Genomic DNA, 21572 nt, shown 5'->3' with positions numbered 1-21572 from the left:
CACGCTTACATGATTGTGTTTTCTTAAAGAACTTATCTCGCTTCAACTTCCGTATCCGCTATATTTCGATGAGCATTGCGCTCCTCTTTATCTTTTTTTTGTTTCCCTCCGTTTCCGTTGGGACTGCAAAGGTAGAAATCTTTTTTGAACTTCCAAAAAACTTTTGAAGTTTTTTTTCTTTTTCTTTTTCCCGATTTCAGCGTTTAAAATAAACTGAACGGGATTTTTAAATCCTGTCGCGCTCACCTAAACCCTTCTTTTTTTCATGATCACCCCTTTCGAAGTAACCGCCCCTCCCTTGCGGAGTGGTGCAAAGATAGGGAGTTTACTAACAAACTTCCAAGCCTTTTGTTTATTATTTTTTAATATTAAGGTTAACTAACTGTAACATTGAATGATTCATTTAAGATAGATATGCTGTAAACCGTCCAATCAGGTTAAATTAACCAATTAAACGACCAAGCTGCTTACTATAAATTTCAGTTCGCCCCTTCCCTTAACAAACAATTTCACAGCTAAAAGAACAAATTAAATACTATTTACTACGTTCTTCTATACCACATAAAGTCGCTATAGAAACAAAAAAGGTCCAGACATATGCCTGAACCTTTCTATATAAAATAATCTATGATAGATTAATCTTCTTCTTTCGAAGCCAACAATTGATCGTACTCTTCGCGAGAACCGACAATTAAGTTGCTGTATTGACGGATACCTGTACCTGAAGGAATCAAGTGACCAACGATTACGTTTTCTTTCAAACCTAACAAGTTGTCACGTTTACCTGCGATAGCAGCTTCATTCAATACTTTTGTTGTCTCTTGGAAAGAGGCAGCAGAGATAAACGATTTGGTACCTAATGATGCTCTAGTGATACCTTGCAACAATGGACTTGAAGTCGCTGGAATTGCTTCACGCACTTCTACAAGTTTTAAGTCACGACGTTTCAAGCTTGAGTTTTCCTCTCTCAACTTACGTAAAGAAACAATCTGTCCTGGACGTAAGCTATTGGAATCTCCGGCATCAACAACGACTTTCTTGTCGAACAAGGAATCATTCTCTTCCATGAAGTCCCATTTGTTTACAGCTTCTTTCTCTAAGAAACGTGTATCTCCTGGATCTTCGATGTTAACTTTTTGCATCATCTGGTGAACGATCGTTTCGAAGTGCTTATCGTTGATCTTCACACCTTGAAGACGGTATACCTCTTGGATACCATTCACGATGTAATGTTGTACCGCTGATGGTCCTTTAATAGATAAGATATCCGCTGGAGAAATCGAACCATCCGATAATGGCATACCTGCTTTCACAAAGTCATTATCCTGAACAAGGATATGTTTAGAAAGTGGCACCAAGTATTTCTTGATTTGACCATCACGTGATTCAATCGACATCTCACGGTTACCACGTTTCACACCACCCAATGTTACCACACCGTCGATTTCTGTTACAACAGCTGGGTTAGAAGGGTTACGTGCTTCGAACAACTCAGTTACACGTGGAAGACCACCCGTGATATCTCGTGTTTTACCAGTAGAACGAGGAATCTTAACTAAGATACCACCTTCTTTAACAGTCACACCGTTAGCAACAGCAACGTGGGCACCTACTGGGATATTATACGTACGAATAACCTCTCCGGATTTATCAAGAATTTTGATGGATGGGTTTTTCGTTTTATCACGTGTTTCAATAATTACTTTCTCTTTGTGACCAGTTTGTTCATCTGATTCCTCACGGAAGGTAACACCCTCGATGATCGCATCAAACTCAACTTTACCAGCAAATTCAGAAATAATTACTGCGTTATATGGATCCCACTCTACCAATTTATCACCTTTAGCTACTGTACCGCCATCCTCAACGAACAACTGCGAACCATAAGGGATATTTTGTTGGAATACAATCTTATTGTGTGCATCAATGATCTTAACCTCACCAGAACGTCCTAAGACAACCTGATGTGTACCATTGTCATTTGTTTGCGAAACGGTACGCACATTTTCAAATTCGATTTTACCATCGTATTTAGAAATGATGCTTGAGTCAGCGGCGATATTTGATGCCGTACCACCCACGTGGAACGTACGAAGTGTCAACTGTGTACCCGGCTCACCGATTGATTGTGCTGCGATAACACCGACAGCTTCACCCAATTGAACACGTTTACCAGATGCCAAGTTACGACCGTAACAACAAGCACACACACCACGTTTCGATTCACAAGTTAATACAGTACGAATTTCGATACCTTCAATACCTGCTTTTTCGATAACCTCAGCGATTTCCTCAGTGATATCTTCATTTGCAGAAACGATCAACTCCTCTGTCTCCGGATGGAATACATCATGTAATGGAGTACGACCTAAGATACGGTCGAATAATGGTTCAACAACATCATCATTATCTTTCAATGCTGTTGTGTAGATACCACGTAAACCACCACAATCTTGTTCAACAACGATCATATCCTGAGCAACGTCATGTAAACGACGTGTCAAGTAACCCGCATCCGCCGTTTTCAAGGCTGTATCGGCAAGACCTTTACGCGCACCGTGGGTAGAGATAAAGTACTCTAATACGGACAAACCTTCTTTAAAGTTAGACAAGATCGGGTTCTCAATAATCTCACCACCTGAAGTACCGGATTTTTGAGGTTTCGCCATCAAACCACGCATACCACACAACTGACGAATCTGCTCTTTCGAACCACGGGCTCCAGAATCCAACATCATATAAACTGAGTTGAAACCTTGGTTATCGTTGGAAAGAATATCCATTACGTGCGCAGTCAATCTGTTGTTGATACGTGTCCAGATATCGATGATTTGGTTATAACGTTCGTTGTTCGTAATGAAACCCATGTTATAGTTGCTCATTACTTCCTCAACTTCGTTTGTTGCTTGTTGGATCAACTCAGCTTTCGCAGCAGGAATGTTCAAATCTTCCAAGTTGAAAGAAAGACCACCTTTGAAGGCTGTTTGATATCCTAACTCTTTCATATCATCCAAGAATTGTGCTGCACGAGCCATACCCGTAGTCTTCACAATCTCACCGATGATATTACGCAAAGATTTTTTAGTCAGCAATTCATTGACAAATCCCATTTCCTCAGGAACAACCTGGTTGAAGATCACACGACCTACAGTTGTCTCTAATAAAGTATCAACGATGCTGCCATCTTTTTGTCTAACTTTTGTTTTTACTTTAATCCAAGCGTGAAGGTCAATTTGCTTCTCATTTAAAGCAATGATAACCTCTTCCGCTGAATAGAAAGTCATATCTTGACCTCTTACGATATGGTCACCAGCAGTTTTACGGCCTTTAGTAATATAGTAAAGACCCAATACCATGTCTTGAGATGGTACAGTGATCGGTGAACCGTTCGCAGGGTTTAAGATATTGTGTGCTGCCAACATCAAGATTTGGGCTTCCAAAACTGCAGCATTACCTAAAGGTAAGTGAACTGCCATCTGGTCACCGTCAAAATCGGCGTTGAACGCTGTACATACCAATGGGTGTAACTGAATCGCTTTACCTTCTACCAAAGTAGGTTGGAAAGCTTGAATACCCAAACGGTGAAGCGTAGGCGCACGGTTAAGTAATACAGGGTGACCTTTCAATACATTTTCAAGGATATCCCATACCACTGGATCTTTACGATCTACGATTTTCTTAGCGGATTTTACTGTTTTTACAATACCACGCTCGATCATCTTACGAATGATGAATGGTTTGTAAAGCTCAGCAGCCATATCTTTAGGAAGACCACACTCGTGTAATTTCAAGTGAGGGCCTACAACAATTACCGAACGAGCTGAATAATCCACACGTTTACCTAATAAGTTTTGACGGAAACGACCTTGTTTACCTTTCAAAATATCAGATAATGACTTCAATGCACGGTTACCTTCTGTCTTAACAGCATTCACTTTACGTGAGTTGTCAAATAAAGAATCCACCGCCTCTTGAAGCATACGTTTTTCGTTACGTAAGATTACTTCTGGCGCTTTGATCTCGATCAAACGTTTTAGACGGTTGTTACGGATAATAACACGACGGTATAAGTCGTTCAAATCCGAAGTCGCAAAACGACCACCATCCAAAGGCACCAATGGGCGCAATTCTGGTGGAATGATAGGAACAATCTTCACGATCATCCATTCAGGACGATTCTCGATGTTTTCACGTGAGCTACGGAAAGCTTCAACAACATGAAGACGTTTTAACGCCTCATTTTTACGTTGTTGAGAAGTCTCGTTAGCAGCTTGGTGACGTAAATCGTAAGACAATTGATCCAAATCAATACGTTTCAACAAATCTTCCAATGCCTCAGCACCCATCTTAGCGACAAATTTTTGAGGATCAGTATCGTCTAAATATTGATTTTCTTTTGGTAAGGTATCTAAAATATCTAAATATTCTTCTTCAGTCAAGAAGTCCATAAAGTTGATACCATCTTCTTCCTTAATACCAGCTTGGATAACGACATAACGTTCATAGTAAATGATCATATCCAATTTCTTGGTAGGAAGTCCTAATAAATAACCGATTTTATTAGGAAGAGAACGGAAGTACCAGATGTGTGCTACAGGAACCACCAAGTTGATGTGTCCCATACGCTCACGACGTACTTTTTTCTCTGTTACCTCAACACCACAACGGTCACACACGATACCTTTATAACGGATACGCTTGTATTTACCACAGTGACATTCGTAATCCTTTACAGGACCAAAAATACGCTCACAGAATAAACCATCACGTTCTGGTTTGTAGGTACGATAGTTAATCGTTTCTGGTTTTGTAACTTCACCACTTGAACGCTCCAAAATAGTCTCTGGAGAAGCCAAGCTGATCGTAATCGAAGTGAAGTTGCTTTTAATTTTATTATCTTTTTTGTAAGACATACTTATTCAAAAGTTAAAGCTTTATAGAGAAGCTTTGAAGAACGTTCGTTCTTCAAAGCCCTAATTGCTTAATTAATCCAATGTGATATCTAGACCCAATCCGCGCAACTCGTGTACCAATACGTTGAACGATTCTGGCACCGATGGTGTCGGAAGGTTGTTGCCCTTAACGATTGCTTCGTAAGTTTTGGCACGACCAACTACGTCATCCGATTTCACGGTTAAGATCTCTTGAAGGATGTTAGATGCACCGAATGCTTCCAATGCCCAAACCTCCATCTCACCAAAACGCTGACCACCGAATTGTGCTTTACCACCCAGAGGTTGTTGTGTGATCAATGAGTAAGGACCAATTGAACGTGCGTGCATTTTATCATCAACCATGTGACCTAATTTCAACATGTAGATTACACCTACTGTTGTTGGTTGATCGAAACGGTCACCTGTCAATCCGTTGTACAAATATGTACGACCTGATTTTGGCAAACCGGCTTTCGCAACCCAGTCCTGTACTTGATCCATCTCAGCACCATCAAAGATCGGTGTAGCAAATTTAACACCTAATTTTTGACCAGCCCAACCTAATACGGTTTCGTAGATCTGCCCCAAGTTCATCCGTGAAGGTACCCCTAATGGATTCAACACGATATCAACCGGAGTACCATCTTCCAAGAATGGCATATCCTCATCACGTACGATACGTGCAACGATACCTTTGTTACCGTGACGACCTGCCATCTTATCTCCTACTTTCAATTTACGTTTCTTAGCAACGTAAACTTTAGCCATCTGCACAATTCCTGATGGAAGTTCATCCCCAACAGATACTGCGAATTTATCACGTTTGAATGAACCTAATTCTTCATTAATTTTAATATTGTAATTATGAAGGGCCATTTTGATCAACTCGTTTTTATCTTCGTCAGTTGTCCATCCCATTGGGTTGATGTTGTTGTAATCTAATTCAGCTAAGATTTTTTGTGTAAACTTAGCACCTTTAGCAACTAACAACTCTTTATATACATTGTATACACCTTGGCTAGTTTTACCATTCACTACAATGAATAATTTCTCTACCAAACGGTCTTTCAATGATTTAACAGCTCTATCGTGAGCAACCTCTAATTTCTCTAAAGTTTTACGTTCAACTTCTTTAGACATTTTCTTCGCACGAGAGAACAACTTCGTATCGATAACAACACCTTTTAATGAAGGTGGAGTTTTCAATGAAGCATCTTTCACGTCACCAGCTTTGTCACCAAAGATTGCACGTAATAATTTCTCCTCTGGAGAAGGATCAGACTCACCTTTAGGTGTGATTTTACCGATCAAGATATCACCACCACCAACTTCAGCACCGATACGGATAATACCGTTTTCATCTAAGTCTTTTGTCGCTTCTTCAGATACGTTAGGAATATCAGCTGTTAACTCTTCTTCACCACGTTTAGTATCACGAACTTCGAGTTCGAATTCTTCAATGTGAAGAGAAGTAAACCAGTCTTCTTTCGCTACACGCTCAGAAATTACGATCGCATCCTCAAAGTTATATCCTTGCCAAGGCATGAACGCTACTTTTAAGTTACGACCCAATGCTAATTCACCATTTTCAGTAGCATAACCTTCACACAATACCTGTCCTGGTTCAACTCGTTGACCTTTCTTAATGATAGGCTTCAAGTTCATACAAGTATTCTGGTTAGTTTTCTTGAATTTGATCAATTTATATGTTCTGACATCATCATCAAATGATACAAGGCGATCATCATCGTTTCTGTCATAACGGATTTTAATTTCATCAGCATCTACATATTCAACCACACCATGACCTTCAGCATTGATCAATGTACGTGAATCTTTCGCTACACGACCTTCAAGACCAGTACCTACGATAGGAGCTTGCGGACGCAATACAGGCACAGCCTGACGTTGCATGTTGGATCCCATCAATGCACGGTTGGCATCATCATGCTCCAAGAAAGGAATCAATGAAGCCGCAATAGATGTAATTTGGTTTGGAGCAACGTCCATATAATCAAGCATTTCAGGCTCGATAATTGGGAAGTCACCTTCGTATCTGGCTTTTACTTTTGCATCTTCAAAATTACCTTTGTCATCATACAAAGCATTTGCTTGCGCAATTGTTTTACCATCTTCATCCTCAGCTGACAAGTATACCACAGGTTGGTCTACAACAACAACACCATCTTTTACCTTACGGTAAGGAGTTTCAATAAAACCTAAATGGTTGATTTTTGCATGTACAGCCAAAGAAGAAATCAAACCGATGTTTGGTCCCTCTGGTGTTTCGATTGTACAAAGACGACCGTAGTGTGTATAGTGAACGTCACGAACCTCGAAACCTGCGCGCTCACGAGAAAGACCACCTGGACCTAAAGCTGACAAACGACGTTTGTGCGTAATTTCAGCAAGAGGGTTGGTTTGGTCCATGAACTGAGACAATTGGTTGGTACCGAAGAACGAATTGATTACTGACGATAATGTACGTGCGTTAATCAAATCCGTTGGTGTAAACACCTCGTTATCTCTGATGTTCATACGCTCACGGATTGTGCGCGCCATACGAGATAGACCTACACCAAATTGAGCATATAATTGCTCACCAACTGTACGTACACGACGATTTGACAAGTGGTCAATATCATCCACCTCAGCTTTGGAGTTGATCAAGTTGATCAAATACTTCACAATTGCAATGATATCCTCACGCGTCAAGACCTTGGTTTCATCTGGTGTACCCAATTTCAACTTACGGTTGATACGGTAACGACCTACATCACCCAAGTCATAACGTTTATCAGAGAAGAACAAACGATCGATGATACCACGAGCAGTTTCCTCATCTGGTGGTTCAGCGTTACGCAATTGACGATAGATATGTTCTACCGCTTCTTTTTCTGAATTGGAAGTATCTTTTTGTAAAGTATTATATATAATAGAATAATCGGCATTATTTGACTCATCGTCTTTCGCTAAGATAATAGACTTAACGCCAGCTTCGATAATCAAATCAATGTGATCTTCTTCTAGAACAGTTTCACGTTCAAGGATAATTTCGTTACGGTCGATAGATACTACTTCACCAGTATCCTCATCCACGAAATCTTCTACCCATTTTTTTAATACCCTAGCCGCAAGACGACGGCCAACATATTTCTTAAGACCAGATTTACTAACTTTTACTTCATCAGCTAGGTCAAACAATTCTAAGATATCTTTATCTGAATCGTAACCGATCGCACGCAATAAGGTAGTTACTGGGAATTTCTTTTTACGGTCGATATAAGCATACATGACGTTGTTTACGTCTGTAGCGAATTCGATCCAAGACCCTTTGAAAGGAATTACCCTTGCAGAATAAAGTTTAGTACCATTTGTGTGTCTACTTTGACCAAAGAAAACGCCCGGTGAACGGTGTAATTGCGATACGATGACACGCTCTGCACCATTTACCACGAAAGTACCTTTAGGAGTCATATAAGGGATAGTCCCTAAATATACATCCTGAACAATAGTTTCGAAATCTTCGTGTTCTTCATCATTACAAGATAACTTTAACTTAGCCTTTAGAGGAACGCTATAAGTCAAGCCGCGTTCGATACACTCTTGGATATCATAACGTGGTGGATCAATGAAATAATCCAAAAACTCTAGCACAAAAATGTTTCTTGAATCAGAAATAGGGAAGTTTTCCGAGAATACCTTGAACAGCCCTTCCTGATGGCGGTTGTCAGAAGTAGTTTCTAATTGAAAAAACTCCTTGAAAGATTCCAATTGCACATCTAAGAAATCTGGATATTCCAATACTTTCTTACTTGTTGCAAAGTTTATTCTTTCTTGTTGAATATTATTGTTTGCCAAGGGAATATGAATTTTAGTTTTAAAAAAACTGCGCTTACATGCATGCTGTAAACCACATGTCCACTGTGCCCAGCATATACACAGCATAGTGGCGTATTGATATAAATAGGAATAGACTCTGACGAAAAATCGTCAGAGTCTAAACCTTTTCGGGCTAATTAGTTGAGATTATTTAATCTCAACAACAGCACCAGCTTCTTCTAATTGTTTTTTCAAAGCTTCTGCTTCGTCTTTAGATACACCAGCTTTCAATTCTTTAGGTGCTCCGTCAACTAAATCTTTAGCTTCTTTCAAGCCTAATCCAGCTAAATCTTTAACCAATTTAACTACAGCTAATTTTTGACCACCAGCTTCTTTCAAGATAACGTCAAATGAAGTTTTCTCTTCTGCAGCAGCAGCACCACCTTCAGCTGGAGCAGCAGCTACAGCAACAGCAGCAGCAGCAGGCTCGATGCCATACTCGTCTTTTAAGATATCAGCTAATTCTTTAACTTCTTTTACTGTTAAGTTAACTAACTGTTCAGCAAGTTGTTTTAAATCTGCCATTTTATTTTGAATTTTTGAATGTACTTTGTAAAAATTGTTAATTAAATTGTAACGAATGATTCTGTTCTAGAGGATTCGTTAACCTCTTTCTTCTAAAGCTTTTACTAAACCTGCAACAGTATTTCCTCCTGATTGAAGAGCCGAAATAACATTTTTCGCAGGTGACTGCAATGCCGCGATAACGTCAGCAATAAGTTCGTTTTTAGATTTAAGATTAACTAATGCAGTTAATTGATTATCTCCTACGAATGCTGTTGCCTCAATGAAAGCCGCTTTTAACAACGGTTTCTCACCTGTTTTGCGCAATTCTTTGATCAATTTAGCAGGTGCATTAGCGACTTCTGAAAACATCATTGTAGACGCTCCTTTAAGCGTTCCAAAAATATCTTCTTCTTCAACACCAGCTTCGATCAATGCTTTCTTAATTAAAGTGTTTTTAACAGCTTTAATTTCGATACCTTGCTCAAAACATTTACGACGAATGTTATTCACTTTTTCAACTGACAACTCAGCAGTATCGGTAATATAGAAGTTACCGTAAGATTTAATCTGTTCGGCCAAAGCTTGAACAATTTCTTGTTTTTCTTCTTTTCTCATGATTAAATACCTGCTACTGATTTAGTCTCAATATGAATACCAGGACTCATAGTTGAGGAAATGTGAATACTTTTAAAGTAAGTTCCTTTAGCTGCAGATGGTTTCAAACGTGCTAGAGTTTGTAATACCTCTAATGCGTTATCATATATTTTATCTGCATCGAACGACGCTTTACCAATAGAAGTATGGATGATACCGGTTTTGTCAACTTTGAAATCGATCTTACCACCTTTTACATCTGTTACAGCTTTACCAACTTCTGTTGTAACTGTACCAGTTTTAGGGTTAGGCATCAAGTTTCTTGGACCTAAAATACGACCCAATTTACCAACTTTAGCCATAACACTAGGCATAGTAATAATGATATCAACGTCAGTCCAACCACCTTCAATTTTGCTGATGTAATCATCTAAACCTACGTAGTCTGCACCTGCTGCTTTAGCTTCTTCTTCCTTATCAGGAGTACACAAAACTAAAACGCGAACAGTTTTACCAGTACCGTGAGGTAATGTTGCAATACCACGCACCATTTGATTTGCTTTACGAGGATCTACGCCCAAACGAACGTCGATATCCACAGAAGCATCAAATTTGGTCAATGAGATTTCTTTAACTAAAGCCGAAGCTTCTTTTAAAGAGTATGCTTTACCAGCTTCAATTTTGGATAGTGCCGCTTTTTGATTTTTTGTTAATCTAGCCACTTTTCTTAAATTGATTTCTTAATTAATTGTTCCAAGGAGCATTACCGGATACAGTAATACCCATACTACGTGCTGTACCAGCTACCATTCTCATAGCAGCCTCTACAGTAAATGCATTTAAATCAGGCATTTTATCTTTAGCGATTGTCTCAACTTGTTCCCAAGTGATAGCCGCAACCTTCTTACGGTTAGGCTCGCCAGATCCACTTTTTAATTTAGCAGCGTCTTTCAACTGAACTGCTACCGGTGGAGTCTTGATGATAAAATCAAATGACTTATCCGCGTAAACTGTAATGACAACAGGTAATACTTGACCTGGTTTGTCTTGCGTACGAGCGTTAAACTGCTTACAGAAATCCATAATATTCACACCTTTAGCACCTAATGCAGGTCCTACTGGAGGTGAAGGATTCGCAGCTCCGCCCTTAACTTGTAATTTTACTAACGCACTGACTTCTTTTGCCATTTTGTTTTGAATTTAATTTTGTTAAATGTCTGTTAGTAAGTTGGAAGCAAATAACGTAACATTCATCGATCAGGACGTAACACCCCAACCGAGGTGCAAAGTTAATAAGAAGATTTGAATCCTGCAAGTATCTAACTTTTAATTTTTCAGGAATTTATGTTTTTTTTCTCAAAGCCAACCAAAATTGCAAAACCTCTCTAAGGCTCTTTATTTTATATGACCAACCTATTCGTCCGTGTCTTATCAAAAGCAAAAAATTACAATATGATATTACCTCAAACTACACATCATAAAACACGCTTGGCATAGTAGGAACGAAAACCGACACCTTTGGAACAAAGGAAGAACAAGAAACAAAACAGTAAAATTAAATGGAATCAGGGCAAACACAAAATACCGGAGCCGGAATGATTGCTAAATCTCGCGAAGCAATTTGAAAATATTGAAAGCGGAAACTATACGATACAGTATCATCAAAACAAAAACAGGAATCCCCCTCCTGTCGCAAACGATAAAGCCAGAAGAATTGCTTCTAGGATAACTGATAAGGTAAATAGAGAACCAACCTCCTGAATCAGTTCTCCATTTACCTTAAATATTTTTATAACAAACCTTTAATAAAGTTAATCGTGTTGACAAGGACATTAGTTACACCTTTGATAATTCCTGTCAAAGTAATGCAACCACCTTCTACATTTACCATTTCTTGTTGGTTCATTTCTTGAAGACCCAATTTCGTTAAATCTGACTTATTCATCTTAGTTAAGTTTATAAAAATTAATTTCCTACTCTATTTCAAGCTTTTTCGGATTCCTGCTGCGTTGATCAACAATACTAAATTACATTTGTTCAATGCACAAAAAAAGCATTTAAAAAATTAGTTTGGACAAAATAATCACCTGCTGAGATATGCTTCATCTGGTTAAGATTGAGCTGTTGAATATCCACTTTTATTTGGATGGAATATTCATTCTCATAGTAATACGTACTATTCGATCGGTCAAAGGCAACTGGAGCACCAAGATCTTTCAGGTGTTCAATAATACGTGCCAGACGTGATACTGAAATCCCCAGCCGTGAAGCTAATTCACTCTGCGTACCGGTTTTACGCTGCCGGATCAATTTGTCCAGCAGGTTTATTCTGTCAATATATTTAAATAGCTGCATAGTCGTTAGTTTATATCTCCATAAATCTGATATTGTAGCATGATCTGATTGAACAATACATTGTACTTCGCCCGTATTGTCTCCGTATCAGCTTTCATTAAATTATTTTTGCTCGTATTGATATCATAAATAGACACCTTGCCGGCCTCAAAACTCCTCAATGTATACATAAGAGACTGACCGGTAGCCGCACTTGCTTCCTGAGCAATCGTATACAATTGTTTATTTTCCTCTAATTCGAGCAATAGTTTGTCCAAAATCTGTTGATGGAGGAGTTTCTCATTTTCTGACGAGAGCTCGATCGCCTGCCTATTAAGCGCAACCTGCTGTAATTGCCGTTTTGTTTTCCCTTTATTAAAGATGGGGACGGACACCGTCACCGCCAGTTGCTGTGCAAAATTGTCTTTACTCTGAATAAAAAAGGATCTTTCACCCGGAGCCTTGAATGCATTAAAATAAGTACTTCCGAGACTCGCCGATCCTTTGACTGTAGGATACAGAGCGGATTTGATCAGCTTAGACTCTATCGCTAATTGTTCTATCTGTCCTCTATATTTATTGAGCGTAGGATTGTGTAGATACGCCTCTTCTCTTATTGACATTAAATCAGGATAAACTTTATAGCTTGATAGGTCATTTTCTAACATTGGATCGGCTAGGATAAGCTTTTTATAATCGACAAAATTCAATAACTGAGCTAGCTTGAGTACCGACTTTTGCAATTCCTTATGATATTGTTGATACTGTTGTCTCTCCCTTGATAAATTGGACTTCGCTTCCGCAACAACAGATTGGGCCGTTGTTCCAATAGCGGTGCTTTTCTCAGCTTTTTGAAGTAACTGCATTGAAAAGCGAATGGCAGAATCCTGGGTTGTGACAAGTGCCTTCGTCAATAAAGACTCCAAATAGGATTCCATTACCCGAACCGTCAGATCTCTCTTCAATATTTCCATTTCGATCCGCTCCTGTTCAGCTTCTGAGGCTGCCTTTTTTGCCTGATTACGAAAATAGTTATACTGATATAAAGTAATTTCACTATTTATACCCATATTGCTATTCATATTGTCGTTCCTTCTGATTGTACCAAAGACATCTTGTGAATGGCCAAACGTCGTATAACCATTAACGTACCCGTTGATACTAGGTAAGCGTTCCCGGATGGCCATTTCCTGATCCAGTTCTTTTATTGCGGCTTTCACATCTTGTTGCTTTATTGGCAAATTATGTACTACCGCATAATCGATGCACTCTTGTAGTGTCCAAGCTTTCTGAGCAATCACATGTACACACATTAGAACAAACAAAACAGATAGGCCTATTGTTTTTTTCATGAGGATCATTCGTTTATTCATTATCACTTTTTCCTTATGGCTACCCCTGTATACTACTTTAGTTTAACAATATGGACTGCTTCTTCCACATCTCTCTATATGCTGACTCCTGGGCCAGCAACTGGTCATGTTCCCCCTGTTCGATAAGTACGCCGTCTTTTAGGACAAGGATGGTATCAGCAGCTGCAATTGTGCTGAGACGATGAGCGATGACGATCATAGTTTTTCCTGAATCCCGGAAACGATGAAAAGCGCGTTGAATAACTTGTTCTGTAGACGAATCGAGCGCTGAGGTTGCCTCATCCAAGATCAATATATCTGGATTCCGGTACAAGGCCCTTGCAATAGCAATGCGTTGACGTTGCCCTCCAGACAGCATAGAACCATTTTCCCCCAGATAAGTATCAAAGCCCGAAGGCAGTTTTTCTATGAATGGCATCATCTCCAGTTCATTGACGATTTCCAAAAAATGTTGAAAATTGGGAACATCTTCGCCGACCGCTATATTATCGATCACATTGCCTGAAAATAAATCTATCTGTTGCGGAACGATAGATATGCGTTCACGCAATGAAGATTTGGAAATGTAATTCAGGTCGTATTCGCCGATACTGATTTTGCCTTCCTGCACAGGGTATAACTGCTGGATCAATGCGCCCAAGGTTGTCTTGCCACTTCCACTTTCACCGATAACGGCTGTCATTTTCCCCTGCTTAATCTTACAGCTAAAATTCCGGAATACCTCAACCCTCGAACCATAGGAAAAACGGACATTATCAAATACAATATCCCCAATAAGATTCGATGTTAGATGTAACTTATTCTCGTTTTCGTCACATTCCAGATCCATAATCTCAAATAACCGGTCAGCAGCAATAAGCGCATTTTGCATGGTTTTATTCATCCCGATCAGCTGTGTAACTGGTCCTGTAAAGTATCCGATCAATGCATAAAACGACAATAATTCACCTGGAGTTATGGTACGCTCGATCACATAATATGAACCGGCCCATAACAGAATAATCGTAAATAATCGGGAAAGAAATTCACCAGCCGTACCTGAAAACAGACCATTCATTACCGAATCGTAGATAGTCCGCAGTAACCGGGAAAACCGCTTATCGGTTTCACTATTAAAATAAGTTTCAATACCGAATTGTTTTATTGTCTTTACCGCATTCAGGGAAGCAACCAAATGGGATTCCAATTCGGCACTCTCTTCCATCATTCTCCGTTCGACCTTTTTATTAAGTCTATTGGATAGCCAATAGACTCCAGCATAGAACGGGATGACCAACAACATCAGGAGCGCAAGCTTCCAGAAGTAAGTAAACATCAATGCGAAGGAAAAAACGACGATAAATACGTTAACCACGACCTGGATCGCCACATCGTTGATAAAAGCGCGGATCTTTACTGCGTCATTGACCCTAGAGATGATCTCTCCGACTTTCATCGTATCAAAAAAACGCTGTGGTAGCGTCAGAAGATGCTTATAATAACCTAAAATAAGATATTTATCAATGCGCTGCCCTGTCTGTAAAACCATCACGCTCTTGAGCGTTCCTATTAACAGCTGGAAAACCAAGATAACCAGCATGATGATGGAAAGCAGGTTGAGTAACCTGACATTTCCGTCAATCAGGACATAATCCGTTATCTTCTGTATATAAAATGAAGTTGATAATCCCAGGAGAGTATATACTGCTGCCCCAACCAGTGCCTGAACAGCCACTGAACGATGGGGTCTGATAAGATTCCAAAAACGTTTGTAGACACTCGTTTTTTCGTTCTTCTGTTCGAAATACTCATTGGGCTCCATCAAGATAAGAACACCCGTCCATATCTCCTGAAATTCATCAATTGTATACTTTTCTAGCTTTCCCGGTCCCGGATCCATGACCAGCACTGTCTTTTTGTCTACCTTGTAAATAACGACATAATGATTCAGCTGCCCCTTCAGAATGACATGCGCAATGGCAGGCAAAGGAATTTGCGGTATCGCATCTATTGCCCCTTTGACTCCCTTCGCATTAAACCCCATTTGTTGAAGCCCCTGCACCATTCCCAATACGTTTGTACCTCGAATGTCAGTATGGCAATACTGCCTGATCTTAGCGATGGGCATATCGATTCCATAATAGCTACCGATGGAAGCGAGACAGGCAGCACCACAGTCACGGATATCATGTTGTTGAATACAAACTGGTGTTTTTTTCATCGGATTAGCTTATTTAGAAATGTTTGGTTCTCTGTCGAGAGATAGTTAATAATCGGTGAGCAAGTAAGTTTTATTGAATCGAAGACATACTAGTCCCCAAATTGGGATTGAATAGCTCATCTGCCCTATCAAATAGTAACTGCCATAATGTTCGGTCCAGAAGGTAAAAACGCGCATTAAAAGTATTGCCCTTTCCAACGAAAACTTTATTTCCATTTGGTAGGCTCAGGTAATTTTGATCTATACGACAACGTACCTTAAAAAAGGCCCCCTTCTGTTGGTCTTCAATAAGATTATAATCTATATCCGTTACTTTTCCATTAAGTAAGCCCCATTGATTATAATTGTAGGTATCCATCTGAAACTTCACAGCCTGGTCATGCCTGATATATCCAATTGATTTCGCTGGAATCATACATTCAGCGATGAGATTATCTTCAGGAGAGATCTCCAGGAGATCCTGCCCCTGTACGATTGGACTTCCCTTCTGGTATCCCTTAAAATTAACGACAGTACCACCTAGTGGTGCCCGGACCACATAGTTTTCACCGTCTATCAGAATTGATCTCTTCTCCGAAGACAGCGATTGTGATTTTTGCTGTAGCTCAACCAGCTTCGCACTCCATTGTGCCATCTGCTGTTTCTTTATGGATAAAACCTGATTTTCCAGTTGCTCAAAAGTATATTTGCTTTTTTCCAGCTCGGCCAGCGCTACGACACCTTGTGTATATAATTGATTGTTTCGTTCATATTCCCGGCGTGCCAGGGTAAGCTGAGACTTCACTTCTGACATCCGCTGTTCCATGGAAAGATACTCGAGTTTATATTGCCCAGCAGGAAGACTTGCTGCATTTCCATGAAGAATCAACTTCAGATCCGAGATTTGCTGCGTATAGTCAGTTTGCAGGTCCCGGTTCAATACAAGCTTGTTCTCTAGGTCTTTGGAAACTACGATCATTAACGTATCCCCCTGTTTGACTTGCTGGTTACTATGCGTGATACGATTATCCACGACAAGTCCGCTCACCAGTGACAGAATCTTTGTGTTATCAATAATTGGTCGAATGGCGCCGCGGGCGGAAATAGAAATCGGAACTTTTATAACCGGTAGCATCGCAATACTGCCGACAAACGCTAAAATCAACAATATATAGATATAATTCGCTCTTTTCATTTCTACAAATTTGAACATTGGATTACATACACACTACAACCCAGAGTTATATTTTGAAATTTATTATCTATTTTAGCAGCATTAGGAAAGCGAACCAAATGAAATTTTTTGATATATTTCCAACCTTCTCAGAGTCACCTTATTCGTATACACTCGTTCCTGTAGTTATGATCTGTAGCACCATTGGTTTTTACTATAAACCTTTCTTTCATGCGCTGATCCTACACCCTTATGAGATTGCAAATGGTAAACGGACACATACTTTATTTACCTCAGCTTTGATCCATCGCGGTTGGCTACATTTACTGTTTAATTGTATTGTGATATTCAGTTTGGTCTATGATATGACTAGTATACTCAAACAGGAGTTTGGACAGACGGTCTCTTACTTAGTAACCCCTATTTTGGTGCTTACATTAATTGTGCTACCTAATTTATGTCAAACCTACTTACATCGTAAGAATTTTATCTTCACATCTATTGGAGCATCGGGACTATCCCTAGGCTTATATGGTTTTTCGGCGCTGTTTTTTCCATTACAAAAAATCAATCATCTCTTTGTTCCTTGGATACACAACTCTGCTCAGTATTGGATCTATATTTTACTGCTGTTAATCTTGTCTTCCTTTATAAAAAATACCAAGATTAATAGATCGTTGCATCTGATTGCTTTTATTTTGGGATCGGTTTTAGCACTTCTAATCAGCCCCTATACCGTTGAGTTACGGGAAGCATTTAATTAGAAGGAAATCAAGAGGAGCATTGCCTCCCAAAAGTTTCCACTTTTTTCATCTTTTCGCTCGCCTCCAGCTTCAGTATCCATCATTTCGGATAAAGTCATTTCTTGAATGTCGATTGTTGTGATTTTATCTTCCATCATAATTTAAATTTTTACATTTCAAATTTGCTAGAAATAGCTGTTATATACCACAACTACAAGTTATATTTTACAACTATAAGTTTTGAAATAAAAAATACTACAAATTCAACTTTTATTTATTAAATTAGAATCGCTATATTTTTAAAAGAAATGGCAGTGGCGCAAATCGGAACTTATATCAGACAAAAGAGGGAGAGCCTAAGGATATCGCAAGAGGCAGTTGCCTATGTATTGGATATGTCACAGGCAGCATATTCAAAAATTGAACGGAATGAGACCAAGATAAAAGTAGATCAGGTATACAAAATAGCAGATTATTTTGGAATTAGTGTTTACGAATTATTACCACCATCATTAGCCAGTGACGTTACCGGCGAAAACCTATTAAGCTTATTATATCATTATATCAACCGCTGGCTTAAAAAAGACCGTAAGACTGTTTAAAGCCAAATTAGGTTGTTTCTTAAGAAGCATCGCTGCCTCCTTGCTTTTTTGGCTAAAAACAAAAAAAGCCTTCCAATTTTCATGGAAAGCTTTTCTCTATCGTTAATTACTAATCTTACTCTTTTTCTACTTGCATGTAGTTCAATTCAAGTGGCGTCTTACGACCGAAGACCTTCACCATGACGATCAATTTCTTCTTGTCTTCATGTACCTCTTCAATTTCACCTGTAAAACCGTTAAAAGGACCATCGTTTACTTTTACAGTTTCACCAACGTAGTAAGGGACATTAATGGTTTCACCCTGCTCAGCCATTTCATCAACCTTACCTAAGATACGGTTAACTTCTGCTTGGCGTAAAGGGACAGCGTTTCCAGCTTTATCTCCCAAGAAACCAATTACGCTATTGATATTCTTAATGATGTGCTCCAACTCTCCATCCAATGCGGCTTCTAATAAAACGTATCCCGGGTAGTAGTTACGCTCTTTAGCGACCTTCTTACCATCGCGCATCAAGTAATATTTTTCCATTGGAATCAACACTTGAGGAATCAAGTGTTCAATACCTAAACGACTAACCTCGGCATCAATATATTGCTTTACTTTCTTCTCTTTCCCACTTACAGCACGAACTACGTACCATTTTAAACCTTGATCTGCCATAAATAAATACTATTGAAAATTAAGAAGCAATACCGTACAAGAACTCTAACCCTACGCTTGAAGCCTTATCCATTACAAAGACTACCAATGCAATAAGAAGAGATGCAATAAGCACAATAACAGCTGAACTTTGCAACTGAGACCATGTAGGCCAAGTCACTTTCTCAGTGATCTCTACATAAGAGTCTTTAAAAAAATCAAGTACTTTTGCCATTTTAGTTTATCTGTTTTTATAAGCACGGGCACCAGGACTCGAACCCAGACCAAAGGTTTTGGAGACCTTCGTTCTACCTTTAAACTATGCCCGTGTATTTCTTATTTTGTGATGCAAATATAGTGTTTTAAACCACTTTCTGCAAATCTTTTTTAACTTTTTTTTATTTTAATCCGATAAATCGCTTATCGAAAAAATAAGCTAATCAACCTCAGTCGATTAGCTTATTTTATATTTTTCTAGATCTTTACAGACTAGATGATTTCAGTTACCTGACCAGCACCTACTGTACGACCACCCTCACGGATAGCGAAACGTAGACCTTTTTCCATTGCAATAGCAGAAATTAATTTCACGCTGATTGTAACGTTATCACCTGGCATAACCATTTCAGTACCTTCTGGTAAAGAGATCTCTCCAGTTACGTCAGTTGTACGGAAATAGAATTGAGGACGGTATTTGTTGAAGAATGGAGTGTGACGACCACCTTCAGCTTTTGACAATACGTAAACCTCAGCTTTGAAATGATCGTGAGGAGTTACTGAACCTGGTTTACAGATAACCATACCACGTTTGATATCAGTTTTCTCAATACCACGTAACAATAAACCTACGTTATCACCAGCCTCACCGTAATCTAAGATTTTACGGAACATCTCAACACCTGTTACTGTAGATTTCAAGTTCTCAGCACCCATACCTAAGATCTCAACTGGATCACCAGAGTTGATTACACCTCTTTCGATACGACCTGTAGCAACTGTACCACGACCTGTGATCGAGAATACGTCCTCTACTGGCATCAAGAAAGGCAACTCAGTTAAACGTGGAGGAATTGGAATGTAGTTATCAACAGCATCCATTAATTCCATGATTTTCTCAACCCACTCAGGCTCACCATTCAATGCACCTAAAGCAGATCCTTTGATTACAGGGATATCATCACCTGGGAATTCGTAGAATGACAATAACTCACGAACTTCCATCTCTACTAAGTCTAACAACTCAGAGTCATCAACTAAGTCAGTTTTGTTCATGAATACTACTAACGCAGGAACACCTACCTGGCGAGCCAACAAGATGTGCTCACGAGTTTGAGGCATAGGACCATCAGTCGCAGCAACTACGATGATAGCACCGTCCATTTGAGCAGCACCAGTTACCATGTTCTTAACGTAGTCAGCGTGACCTGGACAGTCAACGTGTGCATAGTGACGGTTAGCTGTAGAATATTCTACGTGTGCAGTATTGATTGTGATACCACGCTCTTTTTCTTCAGGAGCAGAGTCAATTGAATCAAATGAACGAGCTTCTGACAAACCTTTATCAGCCAATACTTTAGTGATAGCAGCTGTAGTTGTAGTTTTACCGTGGTCAACGTGACCGATAGTACCAATGTTTAAGTGTGGTTTACTACGGTCAAATTTCTCTTTTGCCATGTTTATGCGAATTAGTAATTATAAATTATTTCTATTTGTTATATACTCTTGCTTAACTTTTACACAAGTACGAGCCAAAGATGGGATTTGAACCCACGACCTCTTCCTTACCAAGGAAGTGCTCTACCCCTGAGCTACTTCGGCTTACTAAAAAACCTTATTTACGTATTAATGCCCCCACCTTTAGATACATTATTATCAAAGAAGATAGAGACTAAATTTAATACTTGAAAAATTTGAGCGGAAGACGAGGTTCGAACTCGCGACCTATAGCTTGGAAGGCTATCGCTCTACCAACTGAGCTACTTCCGCTTAATAATTAGAAACTAGAGTAAATCTAAACTCCAATTAAAAAAAAGTGTGGAGGGAGAAGGATTCGAACCTTCGAAGCCGAAGCAACGGATTTACAGTCCGTCCCATTTGACCGCTCTGGAACCCCTCCAGACCTGTAACTTTCGTTACATTTAGAGCCTCTTATCGGAATCGAACCAATGACCTACTGATTACAAGTCAGTTGCTCTACCAGCTGAGCTAAAGAGGCTTCTAATATTTTTTAAATAACTTACGTTCTATCAACGCCTATCAGATGTTTTATCTTTTCAGCGAGTGCAAATATCGAATTTACTTTTGATTATTGCAAGTTTATTTTTTACTTTTTTTTCATTTAAAGAACTAAGCAAACTTCGTTGTTAAGAACCGTTGTTCCCTTGTTTGCTGATGCAAAGATAGACACAAAACTCACTTTACAAAAATATTTACCAAAAAAAAACAACACTTTTTGTCAATTATACTGATATGCAGCACAATAATTTTTAATTGTTTATTTGCCTATTTTGGTTATTTGCCTAATGTACTATCTTTGGGCATGCAAATTTTACCGCAATCACTTTCAAAACTTACTCGGTATACGGTGCTCTGCACTCTGTTTATAGCCGG

General features: G+C 39.2%; 17 protein-coding genes and 5 tRNA genes. 2 read left to right on the top strand and 20 right to left on the bottom strand.

Translation table 11 applies throughout. The features are described 5' to 3' along the window. Positions 1-635: 635 nt before the first annotated feature. The 11 genes from rpoC to DFQ12_RS24335 form a co-directional block, all read right to left on the bottom strand. Entirely contained in the window at positions 636-4913 is a 4278-nt protein-coding gene (gene rpoC / locus DFQ12_RS24385) for a DNA-directed RNA polymerase subunit beta' (RefSeq protein WP_120261639.1), read from the bottom strand. A 72-nt stretch (positions 4914-4985) separates the two neighbouring features. Then, positions 4986-8795 (bottom strand): DNA-directed RNA polymerase subunit beta, encoded by a 3810-nt coding sequence (gene rpoB / locus DFQ12_RS24380; RefSeq protein WP_120261655.1) that lies wholly within the window; start codon positions 8793-8795, stop codon positions 4986-4988. A gap of 168 nt (positions 8796-8963) precedes the next feature. Further along, the gene (rplL, locus tag DFQ12_RS24375; RefSeq protein ID WP_002992785.1) at positions 8964-9341 is read right to left on the bottom strand and encodes a 50S ribosomal protein L7/L12; all 378 of its coding nucleotides are present in this window, start codon (positions 9339-9341) and stop codon (positions 8964-8966) included. 78 nt (positions 9342-9419) lie between these two features. After that, entirely contained in the window at positions 9420-9938 is a 519-nt protein-coding gene (gene rplJ, locus DFQ12_RS24370) for a 50S ribosomal protein L10 (protein WP_104384851.1), read from the bottom strand. 2 nt (positions 9939-9940) lie between these two features. Next, on the bottom strand, positions 9941-10639 hold the full coding sequence (rplA, locus tag DFQ12_RS24365) for a 50S ribosomal protein L1 (protein WP_046672240.1): 699 nt from the start codon (positions 10637-10639) through the stop codon (positions 9941-9943). Positions 10640-10661: 22 nt separating this feature from the next. After that, complete coding sequence (rplK, locus tag DFQ12_RS24360) at positions 10662-11105, bottom strand: 50S ribosomal protein L11 (protein WP_028072660.1); 444 nt, start codon at positions 11103-11105, stop codon at positions 10662-10664. 601 nt (positions 11106-11706) lie between these two features. Further along, complete coding sequence (locus DFQ12_RS24355; protein ID WP_120261638.1) at positions 11707-11862, bottom strand: class IIb bacteriocin, lactobin A/cerein 7B family; 156 nt, start codon at positions 11860-11862, stop codon at positions 11707-11709. A 92-nt stretch (positions 11863-11954) separates the two neighbouring features. Next, positions 11955-12272, bottom strand: a complete 318-nt coding sequence (locus DFQ12_RS24350) for an HTH domain-containing protein (RefSeq protein WP_120261637.1) — start codon at positions 12270-12272, stop codon at positions 11955-11957. 5 nt (positions 12273-12277) lie between these two features. After that, positions 12278-13603 (bottom strand): TolC family protein, encoded by a 1326-nt coding sequence (locus DFQ12_RS24345; RefSeq protein ID WP_167457349.1) that lies wholly within the window; start codon positions 13601-13603, stop codon positions 12278-12280. A 58-nt stretch (positions 13604-13661) separates the two neighbouring features. Beyond that, on the bottom strand, positions 13662-15824 hold the full coding sequence (locus DFQ12_RS24340) for a peptidase domain-containing ABC transporter (RefSeq protein ID WP_120261635.1): 2163 nt from the start codon (positions 15822-15824) through the stop codon (positions 13662-13664). 70 nt (positions 15825-15894) lie between these two features. After that, a complete protein-coding gene (locus DFQ12_RS24335) occupies positions 15895-16998 on the bottom strand; it encodes an HlyD family secretion protein (RefSeq protein ID WP_167457348.1) in 1104 nt (367 codons plus the stop codon). Positions 16999-17096: 98 nt separating this feature from the next. Between DFQ12_RS24335 and DFQ12_RS24330 the strand changes: the two genes are divergently transcribed. Continuing rightward, a complete protein-coding gene (locus tag DFQ12_RS24330) occupies positions 17097-17741 on the top strand; it encodes a rhomboid family intramembrane serine protease (protein ID WP_120261633.1) in 645 nt (214 codons plus the stop codon). Here the strand turns inward: DFQ12_RS24330 and DFQ12_RS28240 are convergent. Next, positions 17738-17878 (bottom strand): hypothetical protein, encoded by a 141-nt coding sequence (locus tag DFQ12_RS28240; protein ID WP_167457347.1) that lies wholly within the window; start codon positions 17876-17878, stop codon positions 17738-17740. The two genes, DFQ12_RS24330 and DFQ12_RS28240, sit on opposite strands and share 4 nt — an antisense overlap. Positions 17879-18028: 150 nt before the next feature. Here DFQ12_RS28240 and DFQ12_RS24325 point away from each other — a divergent pair, with 150 nt between their 5' ends. Beyond that, the gene (locus tag DFQ12_RS24325; protein WP_120261632.1) at positions 18029-18322 is read left to right on the top strand and encodes a helix-turn-helix domain-containing protein; all 294 of its coding nucleotides are present in this window, start codon (positions 18029-18031) and stop codon (positions 18320-18322) included. 115 nt (positions 18323-18437) lie between these two features. On the opposite strand, the gene nusG is transcribed toward DFQ12_RS24325, so the two are convergent. The 8 genes from nusG to DFQ12_RS24285 all read right to left on the bottom strand — a co-directional run bounded on the left by nusG (position 18438) and on the right by DFQ12_RS24285 (position 21177). Further along, complete coding sequence (gene nusG, locus DFQ12_RS24320) at positions 18438-18983, bottom strand: transcription termination/antitermination protein NusG (RefSeq protein ID WP_046672242.1); 546 nt, start codon at positions 18981-18983, stop codon at positions 18438-18440. 19 nt (positions 18984-19002) lie between these two features. Beyond that, a complete protein-coding gene (gene secE / locus DFQ12_RS24315; RefSeq protein ID WP_120261631.1) occupies positions 19003-19197 on the bottom strand; it encodes a preprotein translocase subunit SecE in 195 nt (64 codons plus the stop codon). A gap of 23 nt (positions 19198-19220) precedes the next feature. Beyond that, positions 19221-19291 (bottom strand) — tRNA-Trp (locus DFQ12_RS24310). Between the two features lie 160 nt (positions 19292-19451). Then, a complete protein-coding gene (tuf, locus tag DFQ12_RS24305) occupies positions 19452-20636 on the bottom strand; it encodes an elongation factor Tu (RefSeq protein ID WP_120261630.1) in 1185 nt (394 codons plus the stop codon). Positions 20637-20708: 72 nt separating this feature from the next. After that, positions 20709-20780 (bottom strand) — tRNA-Thr (locus DFQ12_RS24300). A 95-nt stretch (positions 20781-20875) separates the two neighbouring features. Continuing rightward, a tRNA-Gly gene (locus DFQ12_RS24295) sits at positions 20876-20948 on the bottom strand. 49 nt (positions 20949-20997) lie between these two features. Beyond that, positions 20998-21078 (bottom strand) — tRNA-Tyr (locus tag DFQ12_RS24290). Positions 21079-21104: 26 nt separating this feature from the next. Beyond that, positions 21105-21177: transfer RNA gene (locus tag DFQ12_RS24285), tRNA-Thr, on the bottom strand. Positions 21178-21572 lie beyond the last annotated feature (395 nt).

The sequence above is a fragment of the Sphingobacterium detergens genome (assembly GCF_003610355.1).
GTDB lineage: Bacteria > Bacteroidota > Bacteroidia > Sphingobacteriales > Sphingobacteriaceae > Sphingobacterium > Sphingobacterium detergens.
Note: the sequence above shows the minus strand (reverse complement) of the source record. Positions and strands in the feature narration are given on the sequence as shown.

Bases quoted from the DNA above. Each gene is read 5' to 3' on its own strand.
- rpoC (WP_120261639.1), bottom strand. From the start codon at position 4,913: ATGTCTTACAAAAAAGATAATAAAATTAAAAGCAACTTCACTTCGATT.
- rplL (WP_002992785.1), bottom strand. From the start codon at position 9,341: ATGGCAGATTTAAAACAACTTGCTGAACAGTTAGTTAACTTAACAGTA.
- rplJ (WP_104384851.1), bottom strand. From the start codon at position 9,938: ATGAGAAAAGAAGAAAAACAAGAAATTGTTCAAGCTTTGGCCGAACAG.
- rplK (WP_028072660.1), bottom strand. From the start codon at position 11,105: ATGGCAAAAGAAGTCAGTGCGTTAGTAAAATTACAAGTTAAGGGCGGA.
- DFQ12_RS24355 (WP_120261638.1), bottom strand. From the start codon at position 11,862: ATGAATAAGTCAGATTTAACGAAATTGGGTCTTCAAGAAATGAACCAA.
- DFQ12_RS24350 (WP_120261637.1), bottom strand. From the start codon at position 12,272: ATGCAGCTATTTAAATATATTGACAGAATAAACCTGCTGGACAAATTG.
- DFQ12_RS24345 (WP_167457349.1), bottom strand. From the start codon at position 13,603: ATGAAAAAAACAATAGGCCTATCTGTTTTGTTTGTTCTAATGTGTGTA.
- DFQ12_RS24340 (WP_120261635.1), bottom strand. From the start codon at position 15,824: ATGAAAAAAACACCAGTTTGTATTCAACAACATGATATCCGTGACTGT.
- DFQ12_RS24335 (WP_167457348.1), bottom strand. From the start codon at position 16,998: ATGAAAAGAGCGAATTATATCTATATATTGTTGATTTTAGCGTTTGTC.
- DFQ12_RS24330 (WP_120261633.1), top strand. From the start codon at position 17,097: ATGAAATTTTTTGATATATTTCCAACCTTCTCAGAGTCACCTTATTCG.
- DFQ12_RS28240 (WP_167457347.1), bottom strand. From the start codon at position 17,878: ATGATGGAAGATAAAATCACAACAATCGACATTCAAGAAATGACTTTA.
- DFQ12_RS24325 (WP_120261632.1), top strand. From the start codon at position 18,029: ATGGCAGTGGCGCAAATCGGAACTTATATCAGACAAAAGAGGGAGAGC.
- nusG (WP_046672242.1), bottom strand. From the start codon at position 18,983: ATGGCAGATCAAGGTTTAAAATGGTACGTAGTTCGTGCTGTAAGTGGG.
- secE (WP_120261631.1), bottom strand. From the start codon at position 19,197: ATGGCAAAAGTACTTGATTTTTTTAAAGACTCTTATGTAGAGATCACT.
- tuf (WP_120261630.1), bottom strand. From the start codon at position 20,636: ATGGCAAAAGAGAAATTTGACCGTAGTAAACCACACTTAAACATTGGT.